Raw genomic sequence first — 23,438 nt, 5'->3', positions numbered from 1 at the left:
CCGCATCACAGCGCCGAGCGCAGCTCCCACAGGACCGGGAAGTACTTCAGCGGCACCCGGGAGCGCAGGTAGGTCGACCCGCTCGACCCGCCGGTGCCGGACTTGTCGCCGATCATCCGCTCGACCATGACGACGTGCCGCGCGCGCCAGCCGGCGGCGAGCTCGTCGTGCTGCAGCAGCGCCTCGGCGAGCGCCCAGACGACGGCGTACTGGGACCGGTCGTGCGCGACCGTCCGCAGCGAGTCGGCCACCTCCTGCTCCGTGGCGCAGGCCAGCCCCTGCGCGGCCAGCACCCGCAGGAACGCGTCCCACAGGGTCGGCTCGGCCAGCCGCCGATCGAGGCGCGCCCGCTCCGCCTCGGTGATCCCCCGGAAGCGCTCCAGGTAGCCGGCGTCCTGCGCGCCCGACAGGAACTCCAGCTCCCGGAACTGCACCGACTGGAAGCCGCTCGCGGGCGCGAGCCGTTGGCGGAACTCCAGGAAGTCCTGCGGGGTCATCGTCTCCAGTACGTCGACCTGCTGGACCAGCGTCCGCTCGATCACGTGCACCCGCTGCAGCAGGTGCTGGGCCCACCACAGCCGATCGCCCGCGAGCATCGCGTCGCGGGCCGCGGTCACCTCGTGCAGCAGCTGCTTGAACCACAGCTCGTAGACCTGGTGGATGGTGATGAACAGCAGCTCGTCGTGGGCCGGCGGGTCCGACTCGAGGTGCTGGGCGTCGAGCAGCTGCGGAAGCCGCAGGTAGCTCCCGTACGTCAGTTGCGCGCCCTGCTCCCCGAAGGAGACGAAGCTCTCGTCGCTCATGCAGAGACCGTAGACCCGGGTCGGCCATGATGTCCGGCATCAGGTTCCGACCCGGGGAAGAAGTGACCATGAGCAGGCGCATCAAGCACGAGCTGACGTACGACGCGCCGCTGGCCGAGGTGGCCGCGATGCTGGTCGACGCCGCGTTCCGCGAGGAGGTCTGCGAGCGCCAGCACGTGCTGCGGCAGAGCGTCACCGTGAACCCCGCCGGATCCGGCACGGAGGTCGTGATCGACCAGGTCCAGGCCGCCGAGGGCATCCCGTCGTTCGCGAAGAAGTTCGTCGGCGACGAGATCAACATCGTCCAGAAGGAGCTCTGGACCGACTCCGAGCGCGCCGACGTCAACGTGTCGATTCCCGGCAAGCCGGGCGACATGAGGGGCACGATCCGACTCGAGGAGAGGGACGGTCGGACCACCGAGACCGTCGCCCTGGAGATCAAGGTCGGCATCCCGCTGATCGGCGGCAAGATCGAGGGCCTGGTGGGCGACCTGCTGCTGAAGGCGCTGCGCAAGGAGAACGAGGTCGGGCGGGACTACCTCTCCCGCTGAGAGTCCTCCTCGGTCCGGTCCTGCCGGCGCCGCACCGCGATCACGATCCCGAGCACGACGAAGGGGCCGAAGGCGAGCGCGATCGTGAGCGCCTGCTCGATGGGGTGCAGGGCCCCCAGGTGGAGCGGGATCGTGGTCATCGCGCTCAGCCCATGTACGGGTAGCGGTAGTCGGTCGGCGGCACGAACGTCTCCTTGATCGAGCGCGGCGAGGTCCAGCGCAGCAGGTTGACCGCCGCGCCGGCCTTGTCGTTGGTGCCCGAGGCCCGGCCGCCGCCGAACGGCTGCTGCCCGACCACCGCGCCGGTCGGCTTGTCGTTCACGTAGAAGTTGCCCGCGGCGAAGCGCAGCTCCGCCTGGGCCCAGGTGATGGCCGCCCGGTCGCGCGCGATCACGGCGCCGGTGAGGGCGTACGGCGAGGCGCTCTCCAGCTGGCGGGTGACCTTCTCGAAGTCGCCGTCGTCGTACACGTGCACGACCAGGATCGGGCCGAAGTACTCGGTCGAGAACATCTCGTCCGACGGGTCGCTGCCCTCGACGACGGTCGGGCGGACGAACCAGCCGACCGAGTCGTCGGTCTGACCACCGGCCAGCACCTCGAGCCCCCGGGTGCCGTGCGCCCGGGCGATCGCCTTCTCGTGCTTGGCGAAGGCGCGGTCGTCGATGACGGCGCCCATGAAGTTCGACAGGTCGGTGACGTCGCCCATCGCGATCGACTCGACCTCGGCGAGGAAGTCGTCCTTCATCCGCTTCCACACCGAGCGGGCGACGTACGCACGTGAGGCGGCCGAGCACTTCTGGCCCTGGAACTCGAACGCGCCGCGGATCAGCGCGGTGCGCACCACGTCCGGGTCGGCCGAGGGGTGGGCGAGCACGAAGTCCTTGCCGCCGGTCTCGCCGACGATCCGCGGGTAGGAGCGGTACGACGCGATGTTCTCGCCGACCGTGCGCCACAGCCGCTGGAAGGTCGGGGTCGACCCCGTGAAGTGGATGCCGGCCAGGTCGGGCGACGCGAGCGTCACCTCGGAGACGTCGATCCCGTCGCCGGGCAGCATGTTGATGACGCCCGGCGGCAGGCCGGCCTCCTCGAGCAGCTGCATGGTCAGCGACGCGGCGAGCTGCTGGGTCGGCGACGGCTTCCAGATGACCGTGTTGCCCATCAGCGCGGGGGCGGTCGGCAGGTTGCCGGCGATCGCCGTGAAGTTGAACGGCGTGATCGCGTAGACGAAGCCCTCGAGCGGGCGGTGGTCGGTGCGGTTCCAGATGCCGGGGCTGTTCGCGATCGGTTGGTCGGTCAGGATCTGGTTGGCGTAGTGGACGTTGAAGCGCCAGAAGTCGATCAGCTCGCAGGCGCTGTCGATCTCGGCCTGGAACGCCGTCTTCGACTGGCCGAGCATGGTGGCGGCGTTGATCCGCTGGCGCCACGGGCCGGCCAGCAGGTCGGCCGCCTTCAGGAGCACCGCGGCGCGCTCGTCGAACGGCAGCGCCCGCCAGTCGGCCGCGGCGGCGGAGGCGGCCTTGACCGCGGCCTTCGCGTCGGCCTGGGTCGAGCCCTTGAACGTGCCCAGCACGTGCTGGTGGTCGTGCGGCTGCACGACCTGGGTCTCGGCGCCGCCACCCGCCTTCCAGCGTCCGCCGACGTAGCCGCGCAGGTTCTGCGGCTTCTTCTCCAGCCGCTCGATCTCGACCAGCAGGGCCTCCCGTTCGGGGCTGCCCGGGGCGTAGGTCAGGTTCGGCTCGTTGGTGGGAGCCGGTGGAAACGTGATGGCGTCCATGCGGCGACTCTCTCACCACGAGCTCGAGCACCCCAAAAAGCCCCGGGAGAGGCCTCAGCCGAAGGCGGAGCCGTCCAGCAGCTGCGGGATCTCCTGGGTCGCGAACCAGGCCAGGTCGTCGTCCGGGCGCGCACCCTCGGTCGGGTCGGCGTGCACGGCGACGACATCGCGCATCGGCACCGCCGCATCGGGGTCGGTCACCTCGGCGACGACCACGATCCGGCGACCCGGTCCGTCCAGCAGCTCGGCCGCGGCCGCACCGGCGGCGACCAGCGCGGCGTACTCGCCCTCCTCGGTCTCGTCGGGCGCGACGAACCGCTCCTCCGACGCCGGCACCTGGCCGGCGCTGGAGTACGACGCGAGCCCGGCCAGCGTGGTCGGCACGTAGACCCGTTGGCTCATGGCTTCGCCGCCGACGGCTTGCGGGTGGTCTTGCGGCGGCCACGCGGCACCCGCGGGCGGGCGCCGGTGACCGTGTCGAGCAGCTCGTCGAGCGCCTCGCGGATGCACTGGCCGAGCACGTCGGCGTCGGGCACCAGGTCCCGGTCGGCGGTGAGGCCGTAGGTGACCTTCCCGTCGTACGACGTCACGCCGACCGCGAGCGCGTGCCCGGGCAGCAGCGGCGGCACGGGGTAGGTCGCGACCATCCGGGCGCCGGCGGCGTACAGCGGCGACTGCGGCCCCGGCACGTTGGTGACGCTCAGCTGGAAGCCGCGGCCGCGCTCGGCGGCGGCGACCCGGGAGCCGATGGCGTGGAAGGTCGACGGGGCGAAGCCGGCGATGCCGGCGAGCCGGTTGGCGGCGACCCCGCGGCCGGTCTCCTGGTGCGACTTGAAGGAGTAAGACACCTGGTGCAGGCGCACGACCGGGCTGGCCTCGCCGATCGGGAGCTCGACGAGGTGCGCGGCGATCTGGCTGCCGAGCGCGGTCGCCTCGAGCTCGCGGTCGATCACCGAGACCGGGACGACGGCTCGGAGCCGGCGCAGCCCGCCGAGCGACCCGGAGCGGGTCATCAGCCAGGCCCGCAGGCCGCCGGTCACCGTGGCCAGGATGACGTCGTTGACGGTGCCGCCGTGGACGTCGCGGATCCGCCGGTAGTCCTGCAGGTCGGTCCAGACGGCCACCACACGACGCTGCTGCGAGAGCTTGCCGGCGAACGGGCCCTCACGCACGGGGCGGCGGCCGGTGAGCCCGTTCACGATCTGCCCCGCCCGCTGGGCGGTGCCGTCGAGGCCACGCAGCACCGAGCTGGTCGTGCTGCGGACCGCGTCGAGACCCGTGGTCGGGTCGCCGAGGGTGTCCCGCACGGCGTCGGCCAGCAGCGCCGTCGGGGAGGGGCGGCGGCGCGGGGTCCACGCATCCCCGCCGAGCTCCTTGGGCTCGGGCGTCAGGTCGAGCAGCACCTGGGCCAGGTCGACGGTGTCGACGCCGTCGACGAGCACCTGGTGGGACTTGTAGAGCAGCGCCACCCGACCCTCGCCGAGACCCTCCACGAAGTAGATCTCCCACAGCGGCCGACCGCGGTCCAGCGGCCGCGAGACGATCCGGGCGACCAGCTCCTGGAGCTGGTCGAGGGTGCCGGGCCGCGGCAGCGCGGACCGGCGTACGTGGTAGCCGATGTCGAAGTGCACGTCGTCGACCCAGACCGGGTTCGCGACCCGGCCGGGCACCGACTGCAGCCGCTGGCGATAGCGCGGCACGAACGAGATCCGGTCGGAGATCAGCTCCACGAGCCGGTCGTGGTCGAAGCCCGACTCCCCCGGATCGAAGATCTCGACCGTTGCGTTGTGCATCGGCGTGGTGGTCGACTCCTCGGCGAGGAGAGCGAGGTCCCGTGGCCGCAGCCGCTCGCTCATCGACCCTGCCTCTCGTCGTGCGTGCCGGGCCCCCGAGACCCTGGCTTGATCTGCATGGGATTCTGACAGACGTGCCCGCACGATGGCGGGCACGTCTGCTGACCGAACGGTGCCGACTGATGAGGATGGGTCCGATGCGTCGACTGATCGCGAGCGTCGCGGTCCTCGCGAGCACGCTGGCCATGACCAGTGCCTGCGGTGACGAGGAAGAGCCGCCCGCCGGCAACGGCGAGCCGGTCTCGATCGAGATCACCTTCGAGGGCGACACCGTGACGCCCCGCGGCGCGGAGGAGACCATCACGCAGGGCTCCGACATCGAGCTCGTCGTCGAGGCCGACAAGCCGGGCGAGCTGCACGTGCACTCCTCCCCGGAGCTGCAGCTGCAGTACGGCGCCGGCACCACGACCATCCCGGTCAAGCTGGCCAGCCAGGCACCGGGCGTGGTCGACATCGAGTCCCACGACCTCGACGTGGTCGTGATCCGGCTCGAGATCCGCTGACGTGCGCCCCGACGGCGCCTCGCTCGCCCACGGCATCGGCGGCGCGCAGGACCTCCCGATCTCGCCCGAGCTCGCGATCGCGGGCGCGGTCGCGGCCCTGACGGTCTCGTTCACCGTCCTCGCCGTCGCCTGGCGCACCCCGCGGTACGACGGCGTCGAGACCGGCCGGCCGGCACCCCCGTGGCTCGACGCCCTGGTCGCCCACCCGGCGTTCCGGATCGGCCTGCGGGTGCTCGGCATGGTGCTGTTCACCTACACGGCGCTGGTCGCGGTGCTGGGTCAGGACCGGGTCACCAACCCGTTCTTCGGCATCTTCTACGTCTGGTGGTGGGTCGGGCTCGTCCCGTTCTCGCTCCTCCTCGGGCCGGTGTGGAAGGCGATCAGCCCGGGCCGCACCATCAACCTGGCCTTCGCGAAGCTCTCCGGGGGCGACCCCGACGTGGGTCTCTTCCGCTATCCCGAGCGGCTCGGGTACTGGCCGGCCGCGGTCGGGCTGTTCGCCTTCGTCTGGCTGGAGCTGGTCTACCCCTACTCCACCGAGCTGGGCCCCGTCCGGCTCTGGTGTGCGGTGTACGTCGCGGCGATGCTGATCGGCGGCGCGCTGTTCGGCAACACCTTCTACGAGCGGGCCGACCCGTTCGAGGTCTACTCCGGCCTGGTCGCCAAGCTGTCGGTCTGGGGCACCCGCGGGGGTCGGCTGGTCATGCGCAGCCCGTTGGCGAACCTCGCCACCGTCGTACCCCGACCGGGCCTGCTCGCCGTGACCGCGGTCCTGTTCGGCAGTACGGCGTTCGACTCCTTCCGCGACTCCACCACCTGGCTGCGCTTCCTCCAGGACCACGACATCATCAACACCAACGGTGCCGTGGGCGCGGACACGGCTGCGACGATCGCCAACAACCTGGCGCTGCTGGCCTTCTGCGTGGGCATCGGACTCGTCTTCGCGGCCGCCACGATGGCGACCGGCGTGGATCCGGCGACCGACCGGCGCCAGCTGCCGAACCGGTTCGCCCACTCGATCGTGCCGATCATCGTGGGCTACATCGTGGCCCACTACCTGACCTACTTCGTCGAGGTCGGACAGCTGACGCTGATCCAGGCCAGCGACCCGTTCGGCAACGGGAGCAACCTCCTCGGCACCGGCAACCTGGAGGTCAACTACTGGCTGTCGTACCACCCGACGCTGCTGGCCAACACCAAGGTCGCCGCCGTCGTCGTCGGCCACGTGCTGGGCGTGATCGCAGCGCACGACCGGGCGATCTCGGTGCTCCCGGCCCGCCACCAGCTCACCGGCCAGCTGCCGCTGCTGTTCGCGATGGTGAGCTTCACCGCCGGAGGGCTCTTCCTGCTCTTCGCCGCCTGAGCCGCCGAACCGGGGAGGCGGCGGGGGCCGGCCCGACCAGTTCGTCGGCGATCGCCGCGACGGCGCGGACCACGGGCGCGTCGCCCTGCGCGACGAGGGTGCTGCCCGTGACCAGCGCCCGGTCCACGGTCGCGCGGTCGTCGGGCACGAAGTGCAGGCCCGCGTGGCGCACGAAGCCGGCCACCATGCCCGCGACGTCGCGCTCGGACCAGCCGAGCGACGGCCGCATCCGATTGACGACGACCCGCACGGGCGTGCCGGGGACCCGGTCGCGCAGCTCGACCAGGCCCCGGGCCAGCCGGGACAGCCCGACCGGGTCGGCGGCACCGACGACGACGAGCTCGTCGGCCAGGTCCAGGGCCTCGAGGGTGAGCTGGTGGCGACTCGGCCGCGGGCCCAGGTCGCCGACGAGGTCGTCCTCCAGGCCCGGGCCGGTGTCGACCACCACCTGTCCCTGGGCACCGACCAGGCCGAGCAACTGCTCGACGACGCCGGGCCGGACCTCCACCCAGCGGTCCGGTCGGGGCAGGCCGGTGACGACGCTCAGGTGCCGGTCGAGGGCCCGCTGGACCGAGACGAGACCCTCCTCCAGCCCACCGGTCGACGCGAGTCGAGCCGCTGCGAGCAGCCCGGAGACCTCGTCGAGGACGCCCAGCTGCTGCGCCACGCTGGCCGAGACGGGGTCCGCGTCGACCAGGGTCGTCCGCAGCCCGCGTCGGGCGAGCTCGGCTGCGAGCCCGGTGGCGATCGTCGTGCGCCCCGGCGCACCCGGCGGACCCCAGACCACCAGCACCCGCCCCGGGGCCGCCGGCGGCTCGGGAGCTGGAGGTCCGATGGGGCCGCCGCGCTCGAGGTCCGGATCGGAGTCGGGCGCGGGCTCGGGCTCGGCGGCCGCGGCGACCTCCCCGGGCAACAGGTCCAGGTCGGCCTCGGCCAGCACGCTGCGGACGCCGATCCGGGTGGCTCGCAGCCGGGCCGACTCGTCGGGCACGCCGGACGGGGCGACGGCGATCGGGGCCACGCCGTGCCGCACCAGGTGGTCGACCGCGGCCCGGTCGAGGCCCGGCGCGTCGAGGGCCAGCACCGCGACGTCGGACTGGCCGACGGACGCGGCCGCGAGCAGGTCGTCGACGTCGACGCACCGCTTGAGGACGACGATGCCGGCGGTGTCGTTGAGCCGACCGATCGCGACCGACTCCCAGGCGGCTCCGGCGGCGACCACGAGCACCACCGTCGGGCCCGACCGCGCGCCCGATCCCGTCAGCACCGCTCACCCCCGCCGAACGACGGTCAGCACGGGGTTCTCGACGGCGCCCAGCTGGTCGAAGTAGCGCTCGACGTCGGCCTCCGCGACCGCCAGCACGAGCTGGCGCCGGCCGCTCGCCGAGAAGCCGGAGGCGACCGGCGGTGCGTCGACGACGGTCGCCTCGTCGAGCAGCAGACCGTCGGCCGGACCAGGGGCGTCCGGGACGCCGGCTCCTCCGGCCCCGCCGGCACTGCCCGGCGCGCTGAGGTAGACGCTGACAACGGACCCGGCGCGCACCGAGGCCGGCACCAGCGCAGGATCGACGGAGACCGGCAGCTCGAGTCGGTCGCGGTCGCCGGCGGCGGCGACCGCACCGCGGGGCAGCAGCTCACCGTCGCCGACACCGCGGGTCAGCTCCAGGTCCGCCGGCAGCTCGTCGTCGACCGTGAAGTAGCCGTCCAGGTCCGCCTCGTCGGCGAAGCGGACCCGACGCGCCACCAGCTCGGACTCGGCCAAGCGGTCCCCGGGGCCGATGTCCGCGGCCACCGCCCAGACCCGCACCGTGTCGTCGGCCGCGCCCAGCAGACGCGCGCCGGCGACGACCGAGACCGCGACGATCGCGACGCCCACCCACAGGCGCGGATCGCGCCATCCCGACGTCGTCGCGCGCACCGCGGGCTCCGCCTGCGGTGCGGTGGGAACTCGCGAACTCCTCGCCACAAGCGCCATCATGCCCACCTGTCCGGACCTGAACACCCGGTTCTCCACAGGGGCTGCTCTCCACAACCAGCGGGTGGTGCCGGGCGCGGCACCGGAGCAGGTGCGACGATGTGCCCATGGCCGCAGCACCCCGATTCCTCACCCTCGCCGACGTCGCCGAGGTGCTCAACACCTCCAGCGCCCAGGTGTATGCGCTCGTGCGCCGCGGCGACCTGCCGGCGATCAAGATCGGCGGCCGCGGCCAGTGGCGGGTGGAGGGCTCGGTGCTCGAGGACTACATCCAGCGGATGTACACCGAGACCGCGCAGTTCGTCGACCAGCACCCGTTCGTCGAGGCCGAGCAGGGGCGAAGCTCCGACGAGATCTGAGGGTCAGGCCCGAGAGCCCGGGTCAGCCGACCTCGGAGTCGAGGGTGACCTCGAAGGCCTGCTCCTCGCCGTCGCGGAGCACGGTGAACTCCAGGGTCTCGCCGGGCTGGTGCGACCGGATCGCCACGATCAGGGCGATCCCGTCGGTGACCCGTGAGCCCTCGACGGCCACGATCACGTCGCCGGCCTTCAGCCCGCTGTCCGCGGCCGGGGTGCCGTCGTTGACCTCGTCGATCTCGGCACCGGAGCCGTCGCCCTGTCCGGTCTGCACCTGCGCGCCGATCAAGGGGTAGCGGGCCTCGCCGGTCTTCAGGATCTGGTCGGCGGTGATCCGCACCTGCTCGATGGGGATGGCGAAGCCGACGCCGATGTTGCCGGACTCGGTGCCGAAGCCGCTGCCGCCGGTGGTCGCGATGGCGGAGTTCACGCCGACGACCTGGCCACGCAGGTTGACCAGCGGTCCCCCGGAGTTGCCGGGGTTGATCGCGGCGTCGGTCTGCACGGCGTTGATGTACGACGATTCGCTGGCCGCGTCACCGGTGGACACGGGGCGCTGCAGCGCGCTGACGATGCCCGCGGTGACGGTGGAGCTCAGGCCGAGCGGGGAGCCGATCGCGACGACCCCCTCGCCGACCAGCAGCGAGCGGGAGGCGCCGAGGGCGGCCGGGGCGAGCGCCTCGGCCTCCTCGGAGTAGAGCACCGCGAGGTCGTAGACCGGGCTGCGACCGACGACGGTCGCGGCGTAGCGGTTGCCCTCGTGGTCGACGATCGCGATCTTGCCGTCGTCCTTGGCCGCGCCGGCGACGACGTGGTTGTTCGTGACGACGTGACCCTGCCTGTCCAGGACGAACCCGGACCCGGTGGCGCCGTTGGCCTGGCCCTCGAACTCCGCGGAGATCTGGACGGTGCTGGGCAACAGCTCCTGGGCGACGGCGGCGATCGAGCCGTCCGCGGCCGGAAGCGGTGGCTTCTCGACGACGTCCACGCCGGCCAGTCCGTCGCGCACGGTGCCCGGTCCGTCGTTGGCGGTCAGCTCGTCGTACGCCACCGCCCCGAACACGCCGCCCACCAGTCCCAGGAGCAGCGCGAGGGCCGCCACCAGGGGCCAGGTCCAGCCGCTGACCCGTCCGCGGGTCGCCGCGTGCCGCGCCGGCGCGACGGGCATCGGCTGGGTACCCGGGGGCGCAAACCCCGGCCACTGGCCGCTGTGGGCCGGGGCGGCCGGAGGCTGGTGCGCGGGCGGGACCCAGGACGGCCCGGCCGACGGAGGGAGGGCGGGCGGGGGCCCCGACGGCGTACGGCCGATCGGCTGGGTGGGATCGCCGTCCGAAGGAGGCTGACCTGCGTCGTTCACGGGACCATCATCACAGTCACCGGAAATCCGTGCCGGCCAGACCGCGCGGCGACCCGGCGCGGCACTACGGGGTGGGCTGCGGGAGTCGCCGCGGCGGCGGCGTGGGCGTCGGGGTCCCGGGGTTCGAGATCGAGGTGACCGGCGGGCGTCGGTCGGGGGTCGGCACGTCGGCCGGGGCGGTGCCGAGCATCAGGAAGCCCATCACCGCGGCACCCACGGCGCCGCCGCCGATGGCGGCCAGCGAGGCGTTGCGACGAGGCCGCGACGTACTGCTCGCACCCATCGTCAGGTAGAAGTCACCCGGGGGCTGGCCCAGCGGCGGCGTGCCGGAGGCGTCGCACGCGGAGCGGCGGCCGGCCGCACCGAGCAGCGAGCCCTTCAACCCGTCGGGGGCGCAGTCGTCGCCGAAGGAGAGCCCGGCCAGCCGGGTCTTGACCCAGCCCTCACGCTCGACGAGGTCGCGGCACAGGTGGCACTGGTGGACGTGCGCCCAGGCCCGCTCGGTCTCTTCGGCGGAGAGCTGACCGTCCAGCAGGGCGCTGGCGCGAGAGCCGAGGTGGCCGATCATGCGCGCTCCGGGAGCACGAACGGCCCCGCGGCGGGACCGGAGTAACGAGCCCGGCCGGCACCGGGGGCCCGGTGCGCGAGCGCGGAGCGGAGCATGGCGCGTCCGCGGTGGATGCGGGACCGCACGGTGCCGAGCTTGGCGTCGAGGATGCCGGCGATCTCCTCGTAGGAGAGGCCCTCGACGTCGCACAGCACGACCGCGGCACGGAAGTCGGGCGGCAGGGTGGCCAGGGCCCGCTCCACGTCGTCGTCGAAGCGCTGGTCGGCGTACGCCGCCTCCGGCGCCGGCGACGAGCTGGTCAGCCGGTCGGCCCGCTCGTCGGAGAGGGCGTCGAAGCGGATCCGCTGCTTGCGGCGGGCCTGGTCGAGGAAGAGGTTCGTGGTGATCCGGTGCAGCCAGCCCTCGAACGTGCCGGGGGTGTAGGTCGACAGTGAGCGGAAGACCCGGACGAAGACCTCCTGGGTGAGGTCCTCGGCGTCGTGGCGGTTGCCGGTCAGCCGATAGGAGAGGCGGTAGACCCGATCGGAGTGCTGCTCGACGATCTCGTCCCACGTGGGGACCTCCGGAGTCTCCTGCTGAGCGTCCACGGGGACCCCTTTCGACCTGAACAACGTCCCGTCCCTCCGCACGCTAGGCCACCTTGCTGAAAGAACCCTGTGATCGGGTCACATCCCTGCCAACGACCGGGCCGGCCGTCGTGTTCCCGGCGGCGTACGCCGCTGTCCGGTCGGGTCGCGATACCTTGAGGGGGTGACGACGCCGATCAACGCCGCGAGCTGGTCCCACTCCGAGGCCTACGTCGCCGAGGACGACGTGCTCACCTCCGCCCGTGCCCGCGCCGACGAGGTCGGCGTCAGCGCCATCGGGTCCGGAGGCGGAGCCGCGCTGCGGTTCCTCGCCTCCGTTCTCGACGCCCGCGCCGTCGTGGAGGTCGGCACCGGCACCGGGGTCTCCGGGCTCTGGCTGCTGCGCGGGATGCGCGCCGACGGCGTCCTGACCACCGTCGACATCGAGGCCGAGCACCAGCGCCTCGCCCGGCAGTCCTTCACCGAGGCCGGCATCCCGAGCCAGCGGGCCCGCACCATCTCGGGCGCGGCCCTCGACGTACTCCCCCGCCTCACCGACGGCCACTACGACATCGTGTTCTGCGACGGCGACAAGCGGGAGTACGGCGCCTACCTGCGCGAGGCGCTGCGGCTGCTCCGGCCCGGCGGCGTGGTGGCCTTCGACAACGCCCTGTGGCACGACCGGGTCGCCGACCCGGCGCGCCGCGACGAGGAGACCGTCGCCATCCGCGAGCTGGGCCGCGAGGTCGCCGCCCACGACGAGCTGGTGCCGGTGCTGCTGCCCGTCGGCGACGGGCTGCTCCTCGCGAAGAAGGAGTGGAACCCCGAGCGCTCGTAGGCCCTCGGCCGGGGCCTAGGCCCTGGCCTGAGCCTCGACCGGGGTGTCGGCCTCGGTCTCGGCCGACCCGGCGACCCGGCGCGGCCACCAGAACCGGTCGCCCAGCAGCATCGCCAGCGCCGGGACGAGCACGGTCCGCACCAGCAGGGTGTCGAGCAGGACGCCGATGCAGATGACGGTGCCGATCTGGGCCAGCACGACCAGCGGCAGCACCCCCAGCACCGCGAACACCGCGGCCAGCAGGATGCCGGCGCTCGTGATCACCCCGCCCGTCGCGGTCAGCCCGCGCAGCATGCCCTCGCGCGACCCGTGCTCGCGGGCCTCCTCGCGCGCCCGGGTGACCAGGAAGATGTTGTAGTCGACGCCGAGCGCCACCAGGAAGAGGAACGCGAAGAGCGGGGTGCTGGTGTCCAGCGCCTCGAAGCCGAGGACCCGGGTGAACAGCCACCACGAAGCACCGAGGCTCGCGGCGTACGTCGCCAGCACGGTCAGCACCAGGAGCAGCGGGGCGACGACGGCGCGCAACAGCAGCAGCAGCGCGCCCAGCACCAGGGCCAGGAGCAGCGGCAGGATCAGCATCCGGTCGCGCTGGGCCGCCTCGGCCTCGTCGATGGCCTCGGCCTCCGCCCCGAGCACGTGGGTGTCGTCCAGGTCGGCGAGACCCTCCCGCAGCCGGAGCACGGTGTCGCGGGCCTCCGTCGAGCCCGACGCGCCCTCGAGGACCGCGTCCAGCTGGGTGACGCCGTTGCCCTCGCCGGTGACCCGCACGGACCCGACGCCGGCCGTCGCCTCGACGCGCTCCAGGACGGTGCCGGCGTCGGCGTTCGTCACGACCCGCGCAGGATCGGTGAGCCCGGCCGGGAAGGACTCGGCGGCCCGCTCCGCGGCGGAGATCGCCTCGGGCTCGTCGAGGAACTGGTCGGCCCGGTCCAGGCCGGTATCGATGCGCAGGGTGCCGAGCGCCAGGACGGCGAGCACCAGGATCGAGCCCGTGACGAACGCGGCCGGCCGCCTGCCCACCTGGACACCGACCCGGTGCCAGAAGCCGCCGGCGTCGACGAGGGCCGTGTCGCCCTCGTGCGGCACCCGGGGCCAGAAGACCCAGCGCCCGAACAGCACGAGCGTCGCGGGCAGCACGACCAGCGCGAAGAACGCGGCCACGACGACGCCGATGGCGCAGGCGAGCCCCAGGCCGCGGGTCGTCGGGGTGAGCGACAGCAGCAGCGTGAGCACCCCGAGGACGACGGTCACGGCGCTGGCGAGCACGGCCTCCGTGGTCCGGCGTACGGCCTGGGCCATGGCGGCGAACCGGTCGGGCGTGGCGCGGAGCTCGTCGCGGTAGCGGGAGATCAGCAGCAGCGAGTAGTCCGTCCCGGCGCCGAAGACCAGCACCGAGAGGATGCCGACCGTGGACTGGTCCCAGGCGACGTCGAGCACCGCCATCGCCTGGGTCGCGAGGACGGCGGCGAGCCGGTCGGCGATGCCCACCACGGTCAGCGGGATCAGCCAGAGCACCGGGCTGCGGTACGTGATCACCAGCAGCAGCGCGACGATCACGACCGTCGACAGGAGCAGCCGGACGTCCGCGCCCTGGAAGACCGCGGAGAGGTCGGCCTGGATGGCGGCCGGTCCACTCACCTGTCCGGTGACGCCCTCGGGCAGGGACTCGTCGAGGGTGTCGCGGAGCTCCTCGACCGCGTCGGAGGCGTCCCCGCCGTCGGCCGTCTTGACCGGCAGCACCGCGACGGCCGCGGTCCCGTCCTCGGCGACCGTGAACTCCACGTCCAGCGGGACGGTCTCGAGAACGGCGGGGTCGAGCCGTCCCTCGTCGGCGGTGACGAGGATGATCGCGGCGGAGGTGTCGGACTCGGGCAGCTCCTCACGCAGCTCCGCGCCGAGGGTGCTGTCCATGCCCTCGGGCAGGTTGTCGAGTGCGGTCTGCTCCCGCTCTCCCTCGCCGAGCAGTCCGAGGACGGCCACTGCGAGGAGGAGCGGCACCAGGGCGACCAGCCATGCGGTCCGGCGTCCGGTGAGACGGGTGGCCCAGTCCTGCACGAGAATCTCCTGGAGATCGAGGAACGCAGTACGATTCGCTAAGAACCTTAGCCACTAATTAGGTGAATCAAAAATGGCTGAACAACCTCAGGTATCCACTGCGGTGCTGCTGCGCACCCTGATCGAGGCCGCGGCCCGCATCCGGCACGTGATCGCCCGACGGGCGGGACTGGGCGAGACCGAGCTGGTCACCCTCGAGCACCTCGCCGACAACTCCGTGGGTCCCGCCGAGCTGGCGCGCCGGCTGACGGTGAGCACTGCCGCCTCCACCGGGATCGTCGACCGGCTGGAGGCTCGCGGGCATGTCGAGCGACGCCCGCACGCCCACGACCGGCGGCGCACCGAGGTGCATCTGACCGATTCCGGTCGGGCCGAGGTCGTGGGCCACCTGATGCCGATGTTCCTGGCGCTGCGCGACCTCGAGACCCAGTTCACCGCCGAGGAGCTCGAAGTCGTCCAGCGCTACCTGCGCGGCGCGACGGCGGCGGTCGAGCGGGTCGAGGACCCGCCCGGCTGACTCAGCGGACCGCGAGGTCCGGGCTCAGAAGTGCGGTGCCGCCAGGAAGCCGTCCCAGCCCTCGGCGATCGCGACCACGTCGAACGGCTCGATCAGCACCGGCGGACTGCCGACCATCCGCGAGCCAGGGACGTCGGCGGCCCCGGCTCGGAACTCCTCCTCGAACGCCGCGCGCGCCTCGTCGGTCGCGAAGACGTAGGTGCCCTCGAACCACTCCCCGTGGCGCACCCGCCAGGTCTTGAACCGGAGCCCGGACATGCCGGTGAAGCGGGCGTGGGAGGTGCCGGCGACGAACGCCGCCAGCTCGTCCTCGACGCCCTCGGGCGCGTCGGCGAGCGACCACCGGATCGAAAGGCCGAGCACGTCAGATCCCGTCCAGCGGCGCGGGGCCGCCAAGCCAGGCGAGCAGGGCACGGGCCCCGAAGCCGGTCGGTCCGGTCGTCCACTCGAACCGCTCGGTCGGCGAGTCGCCCACCGAGGCCACGTCGAGGTGGGCCCACGCGACATCGCCCACGAAGTGCTGGAGGAAGAGCGCGGCCGTGATCGCTCCTGGCCCGCCCCCTGCGTTGTCGGCGTCGGCGACCTTCGAGGCGATCTTCTCCTCGTAGACCGCAGCCAGCGGGAAGCGCCACAGCGGCTCGCCGGCCGCGGCACCCGCTGCCGCGATCCGCTCGGCGAGGGCGTCCCGGTTGGCGAAGAAGCCGCCGACCTGCTGACCGAGCGCCACCTTCATCGCCCCGGTGAGGGTCGCGACGTCGACGACGACCGCGGGGTCGAGGGTCGCGACGGCGTACGCGAGGGCGTCGGCCAGCACGACCCGGCCCTCCGCGTCGGTGTTGGTCACCTCGGTCGTCCGGCCGCCCCAGTGCCGGACCACGTCGCCGGGACGCAGCGCGTTGCCGGAGACGGCGTTCTCGGCCATCGGCACTAGGCCGACCACCCGGACCGGGCAGTCGACGTCGGCGAGCGCGGCCAGCACGGAGAGCACGACGGCGCCACCGGTCATGTCGCGCTTCATGTTCGACATCGCCTCGCCCGGCTTGATCGAGATGCCTCCGGTGTCGAAGGTGATGCCCTTGCCCACCAGCACCACCGTCGGCGTACGCCGCGTGGCGCGGCGCGGGGTGTAGTCGAGCCGGACCAGGCGCGGCGGCGTCGCCGAGGCCTGGCCGACGCCGAGGATGCCCCCGAAGCCCTCCGCGGCGAGCCGATGCTCGTCCCAGACGTCGTAGGCGAGGCCGGCCTCGTCGGCGAGCAGGCGGGCCTGCTCGGCGAGCCAGGCCGGGTTCTTCAGGTTGGACGGCACCGTGGCCAGCTGACGGGCCCGCCAGCCGGCGCCGCCGACCGCGACCGCGCGACGCAGTACGCCGGCGTCACCGTCCGGTCGACCCGCGAGCACGATCCGAGCGACCGGCACCTGCTCCGGTGGGGTCGAGCGCCAGTGGAAGCGGAACGAGCCGAGCATCGCGCCGACCACGAAGGCCTCCAGGCCGGCATCGTCGGCCACGGCCGTCAGGGACGACGCGACCGAGGCGCGGTCGACCGTCGCCCGTGCGAGCGCGGCGCCCGCCCGGCGCAGGTCGTCGGGCCGCTGCCGGCCGACGCCGACGAGCAGCACCAGGCGGAGCGCGGCGTTGTCGGGCCCACCCAGGGCCACCGGCAGCGAGGTGATCTCCCCCGCCGCGCCGGTGGCCCGGTCCTGCTCGAGCAACGCGAGCAGGTCCAGGCCGAGCTGGTCGGCCAGCTGCTCGGCACCGGGGCCGAGCAGCGGACTGCCCCCCTCGCCGTCAGCGGGCAGCACCGGGAGGGCCACCACCTCGACGCCGAGCACCGCATGCGGCAGGACGTCGCTGAGGGCGAAGTCCGGAGGTGAGACCTGGGTAGGGAGATCGAGACGTGCCGGAGAGGTCACCGACCTCAGCCCACGACGTCCTTGAGTGCGTTGCCGAGAGCACCGGCCTCGTCGGCATTGAGCTCGACAACGAGGCGGCCACCACCCTCGAGAGGAACGCGCATCACGATGCCGCGCCCTTCCTTGGTGACCTCAAGCGGACCGTCGCCCGTCCGCGGCTTCATCGCCGCCATCCGGCACCTCTTCCTTCTCTGTCAGAGGCGCTCGGGGCCCCAGGGACCCGCGAACGCCATGTGCAACATCCATTATCCCCTATGGAGGGGGTGGGCCGCGCCACAGACCCGAGGATCCGGTGCGGCAGACTGCGGCCATGACCGATGCTCCCGTCCTCCTCGACATCTCAAACGGTGTCGCCACGATCACTTTGAACCGTCCCGACGCGATGAACAGCCTCGACGTCGCGACGAAGGTGCTGCTGCGCGAGATCGTGCAACAGGTGGCCGACGACTCCGCCGTCCGCTGCGTGGTGCTCACCGGCACCGGACGCGCCTTCTGCACCGGACAGGACCTCAAGGAGCACATCCAGCTGCTGCACAACGGCGGCAGCGACGCGCTCTTCCGCACCGTCGACGAGCACTACAACCCGATCGTCACCGCGCTGGCCGGCATGGCCAAGCCGGTCATCGCCGCCGTGAACGGCGTCGCCGCGGGAGCGGGTGCGAGCCTGGCCTTCGCCTGCGACCTCCGCCTGGTGGCCGACACCGCCGGCTTCAACCTCGCCTTCGCGAACGTCGCGCTCTCCTGCGACACCGGGGCCAGCTACCACCTGCCGCTCCTGGTCGGACAGGCGAAGGCGATCGAGCTGCTGTACTTCCCCCGCACCGTGAAGGCCGACGAGGCACTCTCCCTCGGCCTCGCGACCCGGGTGCTGCCCGCCGACGAGCTGGCCGCGGAGGCGGCGTCCCTGGCCGCCCAGCTGGCCGCCGGGCCGACCGTCGCCCTCGGCGCGATCCGGCAGTCGGTCGCCTACTCCGCCGGCCACACCTTCACCGAGGCGCTGGAGTTCGAGAGCGCGATGATGCAGAAGTCCGGCGCCACCGAGGACCACCAGCGCGCGGTCACGGCCTTCATCGCGAAGGAGAAGCCGGCCTTCGAGGGGCGATGACGCTCAGCGGTTCGGGGACTCCTCGACGGTCCGGTAGCCGCGCCAGGCCCGGAAGACCCGGAGCACCCGCTCCGGGGCGACCTCGCGCATCATCCGGCGGCTGGGGCGGGCGCCGTACTCGACGGTGAGCGCGTTGCCGCGGAACCGGTCGTTGTACCAGCCGGTCATGGTGCCGTGGCAGACCCCGCCGCAGTCGAAGGTGGTGGCCCGCAGGCCGAGGACCTTGGCCACCCGGCGGGCGAAGGCGGAGCGCTTGGTGTCGGTGTCGACGCCGTTCAGCGGCTGGTGGAAGCTGAGGATGTGGTCGGGGCGCACGTCGCGCAGGAACCCCATCATCGCCTCGGTCTCCGGCTCCGAGGCGGGCCCGCTGCCGGACTCGTAGTTCCCGTCGAGGGCGGCCCAGCGGTAGGGATAGTTGCGGTTGAGGTCGACGCCGCGGGCGTTGCGGCGGCTGCCTGCGGCCAGGCCGTCGGGGTTGTACGTCGGCACCACCCACAGGTCGAGGTCGCGGACCGGCTCGCCGTCGACCAGCTCCTGCAGGATCTGGCGCGGCGCGGCCTCGTTGCCGTGCATGGTCGAGATCAGCACGACCGTCGGGACCTTCTTTCCGCGCTTGCCGAGCCGGTAGGCGACGATCGGGCGGCCCTGGACCGAGTGCCCGATCACCCGCTTGCCGACGACCGTGGGCTCCGCGGCCGCGGCCACGGACGGCGCCACGGGGGCGGTGGTCGCGACCAGCGCGAGCGCGGCGAGCAGGATCCCGAGACGACGAGTCATCGGAGCATCACACCACCTGGGTGAGGTAGGCCCAGGTGAACACGCCGACTCCGATCATCATCCCGACGTGGGCGAGGACCGAGAGCCCCGGGCCCTGCGACCAGCTGTCGGTGCGCTCGTCGGCGGCGTGCCGGCCGCGGCTCGGCAGCCAGCGCACCAGGATCAGCAGCCCGGCGAGCGCGACCAGCCACCACAGGCCGATCGCCGCGAGCCCGACCAGGCTGCCGCCGAGCGGGTTGCTCTCGGGGGCGAGCAGGAAGGCCACCCAGAGGACCAGCGCCGAGACCCCGGCACCGGTGTGCAGGTTCAGCAGCGTGCGCCCGACCTCGAGCCGGCCGGCGCCCCGCGTACGGCCGAGCCGCACCCGGGTGAGGACCACGACCACGGCGGCGAGACCGGTGAGCACGTAGACGACGACGGCGGGCGACACGGCGGGCAGTCTGCCCTACGCCTGCTCGGGGCGGCCATCCGCGGCCGGCGGGGCGTTGGTCTCCGCGACGACCGGGGTCGCCGCCACTTCGTCCTCCAGCTCGCCCTCCACCTCGCCCATCGCCTCTCGGGCCGCCTCCTCGCGCTCGGTGGCCAACCGGTCCAGGAGGGCGTCGACCTCCTGCATGCGGTAGCCGCGGAACGCCAGCGGGAACCGGACCCGGCGCAGATCGTCGGCCGTCACCGGACCGTCCGCGGAGACGGTGGCGTCCACGCGGTCGTCGTACGCCTCGGACAGGGGTGCGCCCCGGCCGGCGGCGACCACCGCCACGGCGCCCATCGCGAGGACCACCAGGACGGCGAAGAGCCACATCACCGCCCATCACCCTCTCGGGCCGCGACCATCAGCGCGACGGCCTCGTCGATGTCGTCGGTCACCAGGAGGGCGTCGAGGTCCGACTCCGAGATCCGGCCGTCGGCGAGCACGGTGCCGCGCAGCCAGTCGATCAGGCCGCCCCAGTAGGCCGTGCCGAGCAGCACGATCGGGAAGTGGGTGATCTTCCGGGTCTGCACGAGCGTCATCGCCTCGAAGAGCTCGTCGAGGGTGCCGACGCCGCCGGGCAGCACGATGAAGCCCTGGGTGTACTTCACGAACATGGTCTTGCGGACGAAGAAGTAGCGGAAGTTGATGCCGACGTCGACCCACTCGTTGAGCCCGGACTCGAAGGGCAGCTCGATGCCGAGCCCCACGCTGAGGCCGTCGGCCTCGCAGGCACCCTTGTTGGCCGCCTCCATCGCGCCCGGACCGCCGCCCGTGACGACGGCGAAGCCCGCCTCGACGAGCTTGCGGCCCGCCTCCTCACCCGCGGCGTACGACGGGTGCTCCCGGTCGGTGCGCGCGGACCCGAAGACCGCGACCGCGGGGCCCAGCTCGGCGAGCGTCCCGAAGCCCTCGACGAACTCGGCCTGGATCCGCAGCACCCGCCACGGGTCGGCGTGCACCCAGTCGGAGGGGCCGCGGGAGTCCAGCAGGCGCTGGTCGGTCGTGGTGAAGTCGACCTGGTCGCGCCGCTGCAGGACCGGGCCCTTGCGCTTGTCCCTCACCACCCGGTCACCGTCCTTCCAGCCAGGCTCGGAGCCGGGCCTCGCAGCGCTCGATGTGCTCGACCGGCACGTGCTCCTCCTGCTTGTGGGCCAGCGTCGGGTCGCCCGGGCCGTAGTTGACGGCGGGGATGCCGAGGCCGGTGAAGCGGGCGACGTCGGTCCAGCCGAACTTGGGGTTCACGCCGCCGCCGACCGCCTCCACGAACGCCTTCGCGGCCGGCCGGTCCAGGCCGGGCAGCGCCCCGGGGGCGGAGTCGGTGAGGCGGACGTCGTACCCCTCGAAGAACTCGCGGACGAACTGCTCGGCCTCGGCCTCGCTGCGGTCGGGGGCGAAGCGGAAGTTCACCTCGACCACGCACTCGTCCGGGATCACGTTGCCGGCGACCCCGCCGCCGATCCGGACGGCGTTGAGGCCCTCGTGGTACTCCAGCCCGTCGATCACCGGCCGGCGCGCCTCGTAGGCGTTCAGCCGGGCCAGCACCTCGGCGGCACCGTGGATGGCGTTGACGCCCCGCCAGCTGCGCGCGGAGTGGGCCCGCTCCCCCGTCGTACGGACCTCGACCCGGAGGGTGCCCTGGCAGCCGGCCTCGACCGAGGCGTTGGAGGGCTCCATCAGGATCGCGAAGTCGGCCGTCATCAGGTCGGGGTCGCTCTCGGCGAGGTGCTTGAGCCCGTTGAACTCGGCCTCGATCTCCTCGCCCTCGTAGAGGATGAAGGTGACGTCGCGGACCGGCTCGGGGACGGTCGCCGCGAGCCGGAGGATGACGGCGTCGCCGCCCTTCATGTCGCAGGTGCCCAGGCCGTGCAGGAGGTCGCCCTCGAGCCGGCTCGGCAGGTTGTCGTTGAGGGGGACGGTGTCCAAGTGGCCCGCGATCACGACCCGCTCGCTGCGGCCGAGGTCGGTGCGGGCGACCACGGTGTTGCCGCGACGGGTCACGACCAGGTGCGCCAGCGGGGTCAGCGCGGTCTCGACCGCGTCGGCGATCGCCTGCTCGTTCCTGCTCACCGACTCGATGTCGACCAGCTGGCGGGTCAGGGTCACCGCGTCGGTGGAGAGGTCGAGGGGCGTCATGGACCCATCCAACCAGCCCCACCGGGCGCCGGGACTCGCCTTCCCCCCGAACTGGAACACGTTCTACTCTTCGTCGCATGCGCAACGGCATCGTGCTCTTCACCTCCGACCGCGGCATCACGCCGGCCACCCTCGCCAAGGCGGCCGAGGACCGCGGCTTCGACACGCTCTACGTGCCCGAGCACACCCATATCCCGGTCAAGCGGACCGCGGCGCACCCCGGCACCGGCGACGAGTCGCTGCCCGACGACCGCTACCTGCGCACCCTCGACCCCTGGGTCTCGCTGGCCACCGCGGCCGCGGTGACCACCCGGATCGGACTCTCCACCGCGGTCGCGCTGCCGGTCGAGTCGGACCCGATCACCCTCGCCAAGGCCATCGCGACTCTCGACCACCTCTCCGGCGGCCGGGTCTCGATCGGGGCCGGCTTCGGCTGGAACACCGACGAGCTCACCGACCACCACGTGCCCGCGGGCAAGCGGCGCACCGTGCTCAAGGAGTACGTCGAGGCGATGCGCGCCCTCTGGACGCAGGAGGAGGCGTCGTACGACGGGGAGTTCGTGTCGTTCGGACCGTCCTGGGCCTACCCCAAGCCGGTCCAGGCGCACATCCCGCTGGTGATCGGTGCGGGCGGCGGGCCGAAGACGTTCGCCTGGATCGCCAAGCACGCCGACGGCTGGATGACCACGCCGACCCAGACCGACATCAGCGGCCAGATCGAGGCGCTGAAGAAGGCCTGGGCCGACGCCGGGCGCGACGGCCTGCCCGACATCCGGGTGCTGATCGCCTTCAAGCCCGACCCGAACGACCTCGCCGCCTGGGCCGACGCCGGCGTCTCCGAGCTGATCTGGGGGGTGCCGGACAAGTCCGAGGACGAAGTCGTCGCCTCGTTGGGCCGACTGGCGGGCCGGCTCGGCCTCGACTGACGCCACCCGGCGGTCGAGCAGACGTCATCCGGACGGAGCCAGCGGTAGCTCCCTCCGGATGACGTCCGCTCACGCGGCCGCCGGCCGCCACCCGGCCGCGAGCATCGCGTCCTCGATCTGGGCGTAGAAGGCGTCCGGCTCGAGCCGCAGGCCGAGCAGTGGCAGCCGGAGCACGGCGTCCCCCTGGATCGCGAGGGCGTTCTGGCGCAGCGCGTCCCCCACGACGTTCTCCGCCCAGCTGTGGTGGATGCCGTCGATCTCGACGACGAGGTGCAGGTCCGGCCAGCACAGGTCCAGGTAGTAGCGGTCGGCCCGGTCGCGGCGCAGCACCTGTCGGCTCGGCTCCGGGAGGCCCCGCCGACGCAGCTCCCGACCCACGTCGAGCTCGCCGATGCTGCGGGCACCACCGAGCAGGTCGTTGACGACCTCGTGCAGCAGCAGCCGTCGCCGGTCGCGCCTGACCCGCAGCAGCTCCTCGCCGATCGCCTCGGCACGCTCGAGCCCCTGCTGGACGACGAGGGTGAGCACGTAGGTCGCTTCCTTGTCGGTGCGGGCCCACAGCGCAGCCCGCACGGTCGCCACCGCCACCCGCGTGTGGGGGATCCCGCCGGGAGCCAGGTCGTCCGCCGACCAGCGGCGGGTCTGCCGAATGTCGAAGAGGCGGGTACGGCGCACCCGCACCCCGCGCGGCACCGACACCCGGACCCGGTCGACGCTGAACCGCTCCAGGCCCGACGCCACCAACGAGGAGGCTCCGTCGAGCTGCGCTCGCGGCCCGCCCTGGAAGAGCGCCGCCCAGCGGTTCCCCTCGTCACTGAGCTCGCTGTTGTGGAGGCACACCGACTGATCGCCGATCAGCTGCCAGCGCCGCGCCCGCACCTCCCCGCGCACCTCCCACCGGGTCACCCCGAGGCCGTACACCTGCTTGCGGGACACCACCTGCCCCTGCTCGCGACCGAGCTTGCGCAGGGCGACGAGGCGCGGGTCGTCGTACGGGGTGCGGCGGGGCATGCCGACGACCCTGCGCGAACCGC

General features: G+C 72.8%; 28 protein-coding genes. 8 read left to right on the top strand and 20 right to left on the bottom strand.

Annotated features, from left to right (window positions below; genetic code table 11):
• Positions 1-5: 5 nt before the first annotated feature.
• Positions 6-803, bottom strand: a complete 798-nt coding sequence (locus MUB56_RS11055) for a tryptophan 2,3-dioxygenase family protein (protein WP_244931951.1) — start codon at positions 801-803, stop codon at positions 6-8.
• Between the two features lie 68 nt (positions 804-871).
• On the opposite strand from MUB56_RS11055, the gene MUB56_RS11050 reads away from it, so the two are divergent.
• On the top strand, positions 872-1,354 hold the full coding sequence (locus MUB56_RS11050; protein ID WP_244931950.1) for a DUF2505 domain-containing protein: 483 nt from the start codon (positions 872-874) through the stop codon (positions 1,352-1,354).
• Here the strand turns inward: MUB56_RS11050 and MUB56_RS11045 are convergent.
• The 4 genes from MUB56_RS11045 to MUB56_RS11030 are packed head-to-tail and all read right to left on the bottom strand — an operon-like array spanning position 1,339 to position 4,984.
• Positions 1,339-1,494 carry a hypothetical protein gene (locus MUB56_RS11045; protein ID WP_244931949.1) on the bottom strand — a complete coding sequence of 52 codons (156 nt, stop codon included), beginning with the start codon at positions 1,492-1,494 and terminating at the stop codon, positions 1,339-1,341. The genes MUB56_RS11050 and MUB56_RS11045 overlap by 16 nt on opposite strands.
• A 5-nt stretch (positions 1,495-1,499) precedes the next feature.
• Entirely contained in the window at positions 1,500-3,128 is a 1,629-nt protein-coding gene (pruA, locus tag MUB56_RS11040; protein ID WP_244931948.1) for an L-glutamate gamma-semialdehyde dehydrogenase, read from the bottom strand.
• Positions 3,129-3,182: 54 nt separating this feature from the next.
• Positions 3,183-3,530 carry a hypothetical protein gene (locus MUB56_RS11035; RefSeq protein ID WP_244931947.1) on the bottom strand — a complete coding sequence of 116 codons (348 nt, stop codon included), beginning with the start codon at positions 3,528-3,530 and terminating at the stop codon, positions 3,183-3,185.
• Complete coding sequence (locus MUB56_RS11030) at positions 3,527-4,984, bottom strand: wax ester/triacylglycerol synthase family O-acyltransferase (protein WP_244931946.1); 1,458 nt, start codon at positions 4,982-4,984, stop codon at positions 3,527-3,529. Before MUB56_RS11030 ends, MUB56_RS11035 begins: the two co-directional genes overlap by 4 nt.
• A 134-nt stretch (positions 4,985-5,118) precedes the next feature.
• Here MUB56_RS11030 and MUB56_RS11025 point away from each other — a divergent pair, with 134 nt between their 5' ends.
• Complete coding sequence (locus MUB56_RS11025; RefSeq protein WP_244931945.1) at positions 5,119-5,484, top strand: hypothetical protein; 366 nt, start codon at positions 5,119-5,121, stop codon at positions 5,482-5,484.
• Between the two features lies 1 nt (position 5,485).
• Positions 5,486-6,847 (top strand): hypothetical protein, encoded by a 1,362-nt coding sequence (locus MUB56_RS11020; RefSeq protein WP_244931944.1) that lies wholly within the window; start codon positions 5,486-5,488, stop codon positions 6,845-6,847.
• Here the strand turns inward: MUB56_RS11020 and MUB56_RS11015 are convergent.
• Positions 6,810-8,114, bottom strand: coding sequence for a hypothetical protein (locus MUB56_RS11015; RefSeq protein WP_244931943.1), 1,305 nt, complete (start codon positions 8,112-8,114; stop codon positions 6,810-6,812). The two genes, MUB56_RS11020 and MUB56_RS11015, sit on opposite strands and share 38 nt — an antisense overlap.
• 3 nt (positions 8,115-8,117) lie before the next feature.
• Positions 8,118-8,765: a hypothetical protein gene (locus tag MUB56_RS11010; protein ID WP_244931942.1), complete on the bottom strand. Its 648-nt coding sequence runs from the start codon at positions 8,763-8,765 to the stop codon at positions 8,118-8,120.
• Positions 8,766-8,929: 164 nt separating this feature from the next.
• Between MUB56_RS11010 and MUB56_RS11005 the strand changes: the two genes are divergently transcribed.
• Entirely contained in the window at positions 8,930-9,181 is a 252-nt protein-coding gene (locus tag MUB56_RS11005; protein WP_244931941.1) for a helix-turn-helix domain-containing protein, read from the top strand.
• Between the two features lie 22 nt (positions 9,182-9,203).
• Here MUB56_RS11005 and MUB56_RS11000 read toward each other — a convergent pair whose 3' ends face one another.
• From MUB56_RS11000 to sigE, 3 genes are all read right to left on the bottom strand, one after another.
• Positions 9,204-10,346, bottom strand: coding sequence for a trypsin-like peptidase domain-containing protein (locus tag MUB56_RS11000; protein ID WP_244931940.1), 1,143 nt, complete (start codon positions 10,344-10,346; stop codon positions 9,204-9,206).
• A gap of 253 nt (positions 10,347-10,599) precedes the next feature.
• Entirely contained in the window at positions 10,600-11,103 is a 504-nt protein-coding gene (locus MUB56_RS10995; RefSeq protein ID WP_244931939.1) for a hypothetical protein, read from the bottom strand.
• Positions 11,100-11,690, bottom strand: coding sequence for an RNA polymerase sigma factor SigE (sigE, locus tag MUB56_RS10990; protein WP_244931938.1), 591 nt, complete (start codon positions 11,688-11,690; stop codon positions 11,100-11,102). Before sigE ends, MUB56_RS10995 begins: the two co-directional genes overlap by 4 nt.
• 163 nt (positions 11,691-11,853) lie before the next feature.
• On the opposite strand from sigE, the gene MUB56_RS10985 reads away from it, so the two are divergent.
• Entirely contained in the window at positions 11,854-12,507 is a 654-nt protein-coding gene (locus MUB56_RS10985) for an O-methyltransferase (RefSeq protein ID WP_244931937.1), read from the top strand.
• Between the two features lie 15 nt (positions 12,508-12,522).
• Here the strand turns inward: MUB56_RS10985 and MUB56_RS10980 are convergent, their stop codons facing one another.
• Entirely contained in the window at positions 12,523-14,562 is a 2,040-nt protein-coding gene (locus tag MUB56_RS10980; protein ID WP_244931936.1) for an efflux RND transporter permease subunit, read from the bottom strand.
• A gap of 73 nt (positions 14,563-14,635) precedes the next feature.
• Between MUB56_RS10980 and MUB56_RS10975 the strand changes: the two genes are divergently transcribed.
• A complete protein-coding gene (locus MUB56_RS10975) occupies positions 14,636-15,079 on the top strand; it encodes a MarR family transcriptional regulator (protein ID WP_244931935.1) in 444 nt (147 codons plus the stop codon).
• 24 nt (positions 15,080-15,103) lie between these two features.
• Here MUB56_RS10975 and MUB56_RS10970 read toward each other — a convergent pair whose 3' ends face one another.
• From MUB56_RS10970 to MUB56_RS10960, 3 genes are read right to left on the bottom strand one after another with little or no spacing between them, the layout of a single operon-like run.
• Positions 15,104-15,442: a hypothetical protein gene (locus MUB56_RS10970; RefSeq protein WP_244931934.1), complete on the bottom strand. Its 339-nt coding sequence runs from the start codon at positions 15,440-15,442 to the stop codon at positions 15,104-15,106.
• A 1-nt stretch (position 15,443) separates the two neighbouring features.
• Positions 15,444-16,991 (bottom strand): leucyl aminopeptidase family protein, encoded by a 1,548-nt coding sequence (locus tag MUB56_RS10965; protein ID WP_244931933.1) that lies wholly within the window; start codon positions 16,989-16,991, stop codon positions 15,444-15,446.
• A 5-nt stretch (positions 16,992-16,996) separates the two neighbouring features.
• Positions 16,997-17,164, bottom strand: a complete 168-nt coding sequence (locus tag MUB56_RS10960; RefSeq protein WP_182527156.1) for a DUF3117 domain-containing protein — start codon at positions 17,162-17,164, stop codon at positions 16,997-16,999.
• A 137-nt stretch (positions 17,165-17,301) separates the two neighbouring features.
• On the opposite strand from MUB56_RS10960, the gene MUB56_RS10955 reads away from it, so the two are divergent.
• Positions 17,302-18,096: an enoyl-CoA hydratase-related protein gene (locus tag MUB56_RS10955; RefSeq protein ID WP_244931932.1), complete on the top strand. Its 795-nt coding sequence runs from the start codon at positions 17,302-17,304 to the stop codon at positions 18,094-18,096.
• Between the two features lie 3 nt (positions 18,097-18,099).
• On the opposite strand, the gene MUB56_RS10950 is transcribed toward MUB56_RS10955, so the two are convergent.
• From MUB56_RS10950 to dapE, 5 genes are read right to left on the bottom strand one after another with little or no spacing between them, the layout of a single operon-like run.
• Positions 18,100-18,873, bottom strand: coding sequence for a M14 family zinc carboxypeptidase (locus tag MUB56_RS10950; protein ID WP_244931931.1), 774 nt, complete (start codon positions 18,871-18,873; stop codon positions 18,100-18,102).
• Positions 18,874-18,880: 7 nt separating this feature from the next.
• Complete coding sequence (locus MUB56_RS10945; protein ID WP_244931930.1) at positions 18,881-19,303, bottom strand: hypothetical protein; 423 nt, start codon at positions 19,301-19,303, stop codon at positions 18,881-18,883.
• Between the two features lie 15 nt (positions 19,304-19,318).
• Complete coding sequence (locus tag MUB56_RS10940) at positions 19,319-19,675, bottom strand: DivIVA domain-containing protein (RefSeq protein ID WP_244932383.1); 357 nt, start codon at positions 19,673-19,675, stop codon at positions 19,319-19,321.
• Positions 19,675-20,409, bottom strand: a complete 735-nt coding sequence (locus MUB56_RS10935; protein WP_244931929.1) for a TIGR00730 family Rossman fold protein — start codon at positions 20,407-20,409, stop codon at positions 19,675-19,677. Before MUB56_RS10935 ends, MUB56_RS10940 begins: the two co-directional genes overlap by 1 nt.
• A 4-nt stretch (positions 20,410-20,413) precedes the next feature.
• A complete protein-coding gene (dapE, locus tag MUB56_RS10930; protein ID WP_244931928.1) occupies positions 20,414-21,478 on the bottom strand; it encodes a succinyl-diaminopimelate desuccinylase in 1,065 nt (354 codons plus the stop codon).
• Positions 21,479-21,555: 77 nt separating this feature from the next.
• Here dapE and MUB56_RS10925 point away from each other — a divergent pair, with 77 nt between their 5' ends.
• Positions 21,556-22,404, top strand: a complete 849-nt coding sequence (locus MUB56_RS10925; RefSeq protein WP_244931927.1) for an LLM class F420-dependent oxidoreductase — start codon at positions 21,556-21,558, stop codon at positions 22,402-22,404.
• 69 nt (positions 22,405-22,473) lie between these two features.
• On the opposite strand, the gene MUB56_RS10920 is transcribed toward MUB56_RS10925, so the two are convergent.
• Positions 22,474-23,415: a DUF559 domain-containing protein gene (locus MUB56_RS10920; RefSeq protein ID WP_244931926.1), complete on the bottom strand. Its 942-nt coding sequence runs from the start codon at positions 23,413-23,415 to the stop codon at positions 22,474-22,476.
• Positions 23,416-23,438: the final 23 nt, after the last annotated feature.

Origin of the sequence: Nocardioides sp. W7, from assembly GCF_022919075.1 — a bacterium.
Classification (GTDB): domain Bacteria; phylum Actinomycetota; class Actinomycetes; order Propionibacteriales; family Nocardioidaceae; genus Nocardioides.
This window is presented reverse-complemented; position numbering and strand designations above follow the sequence as displayed.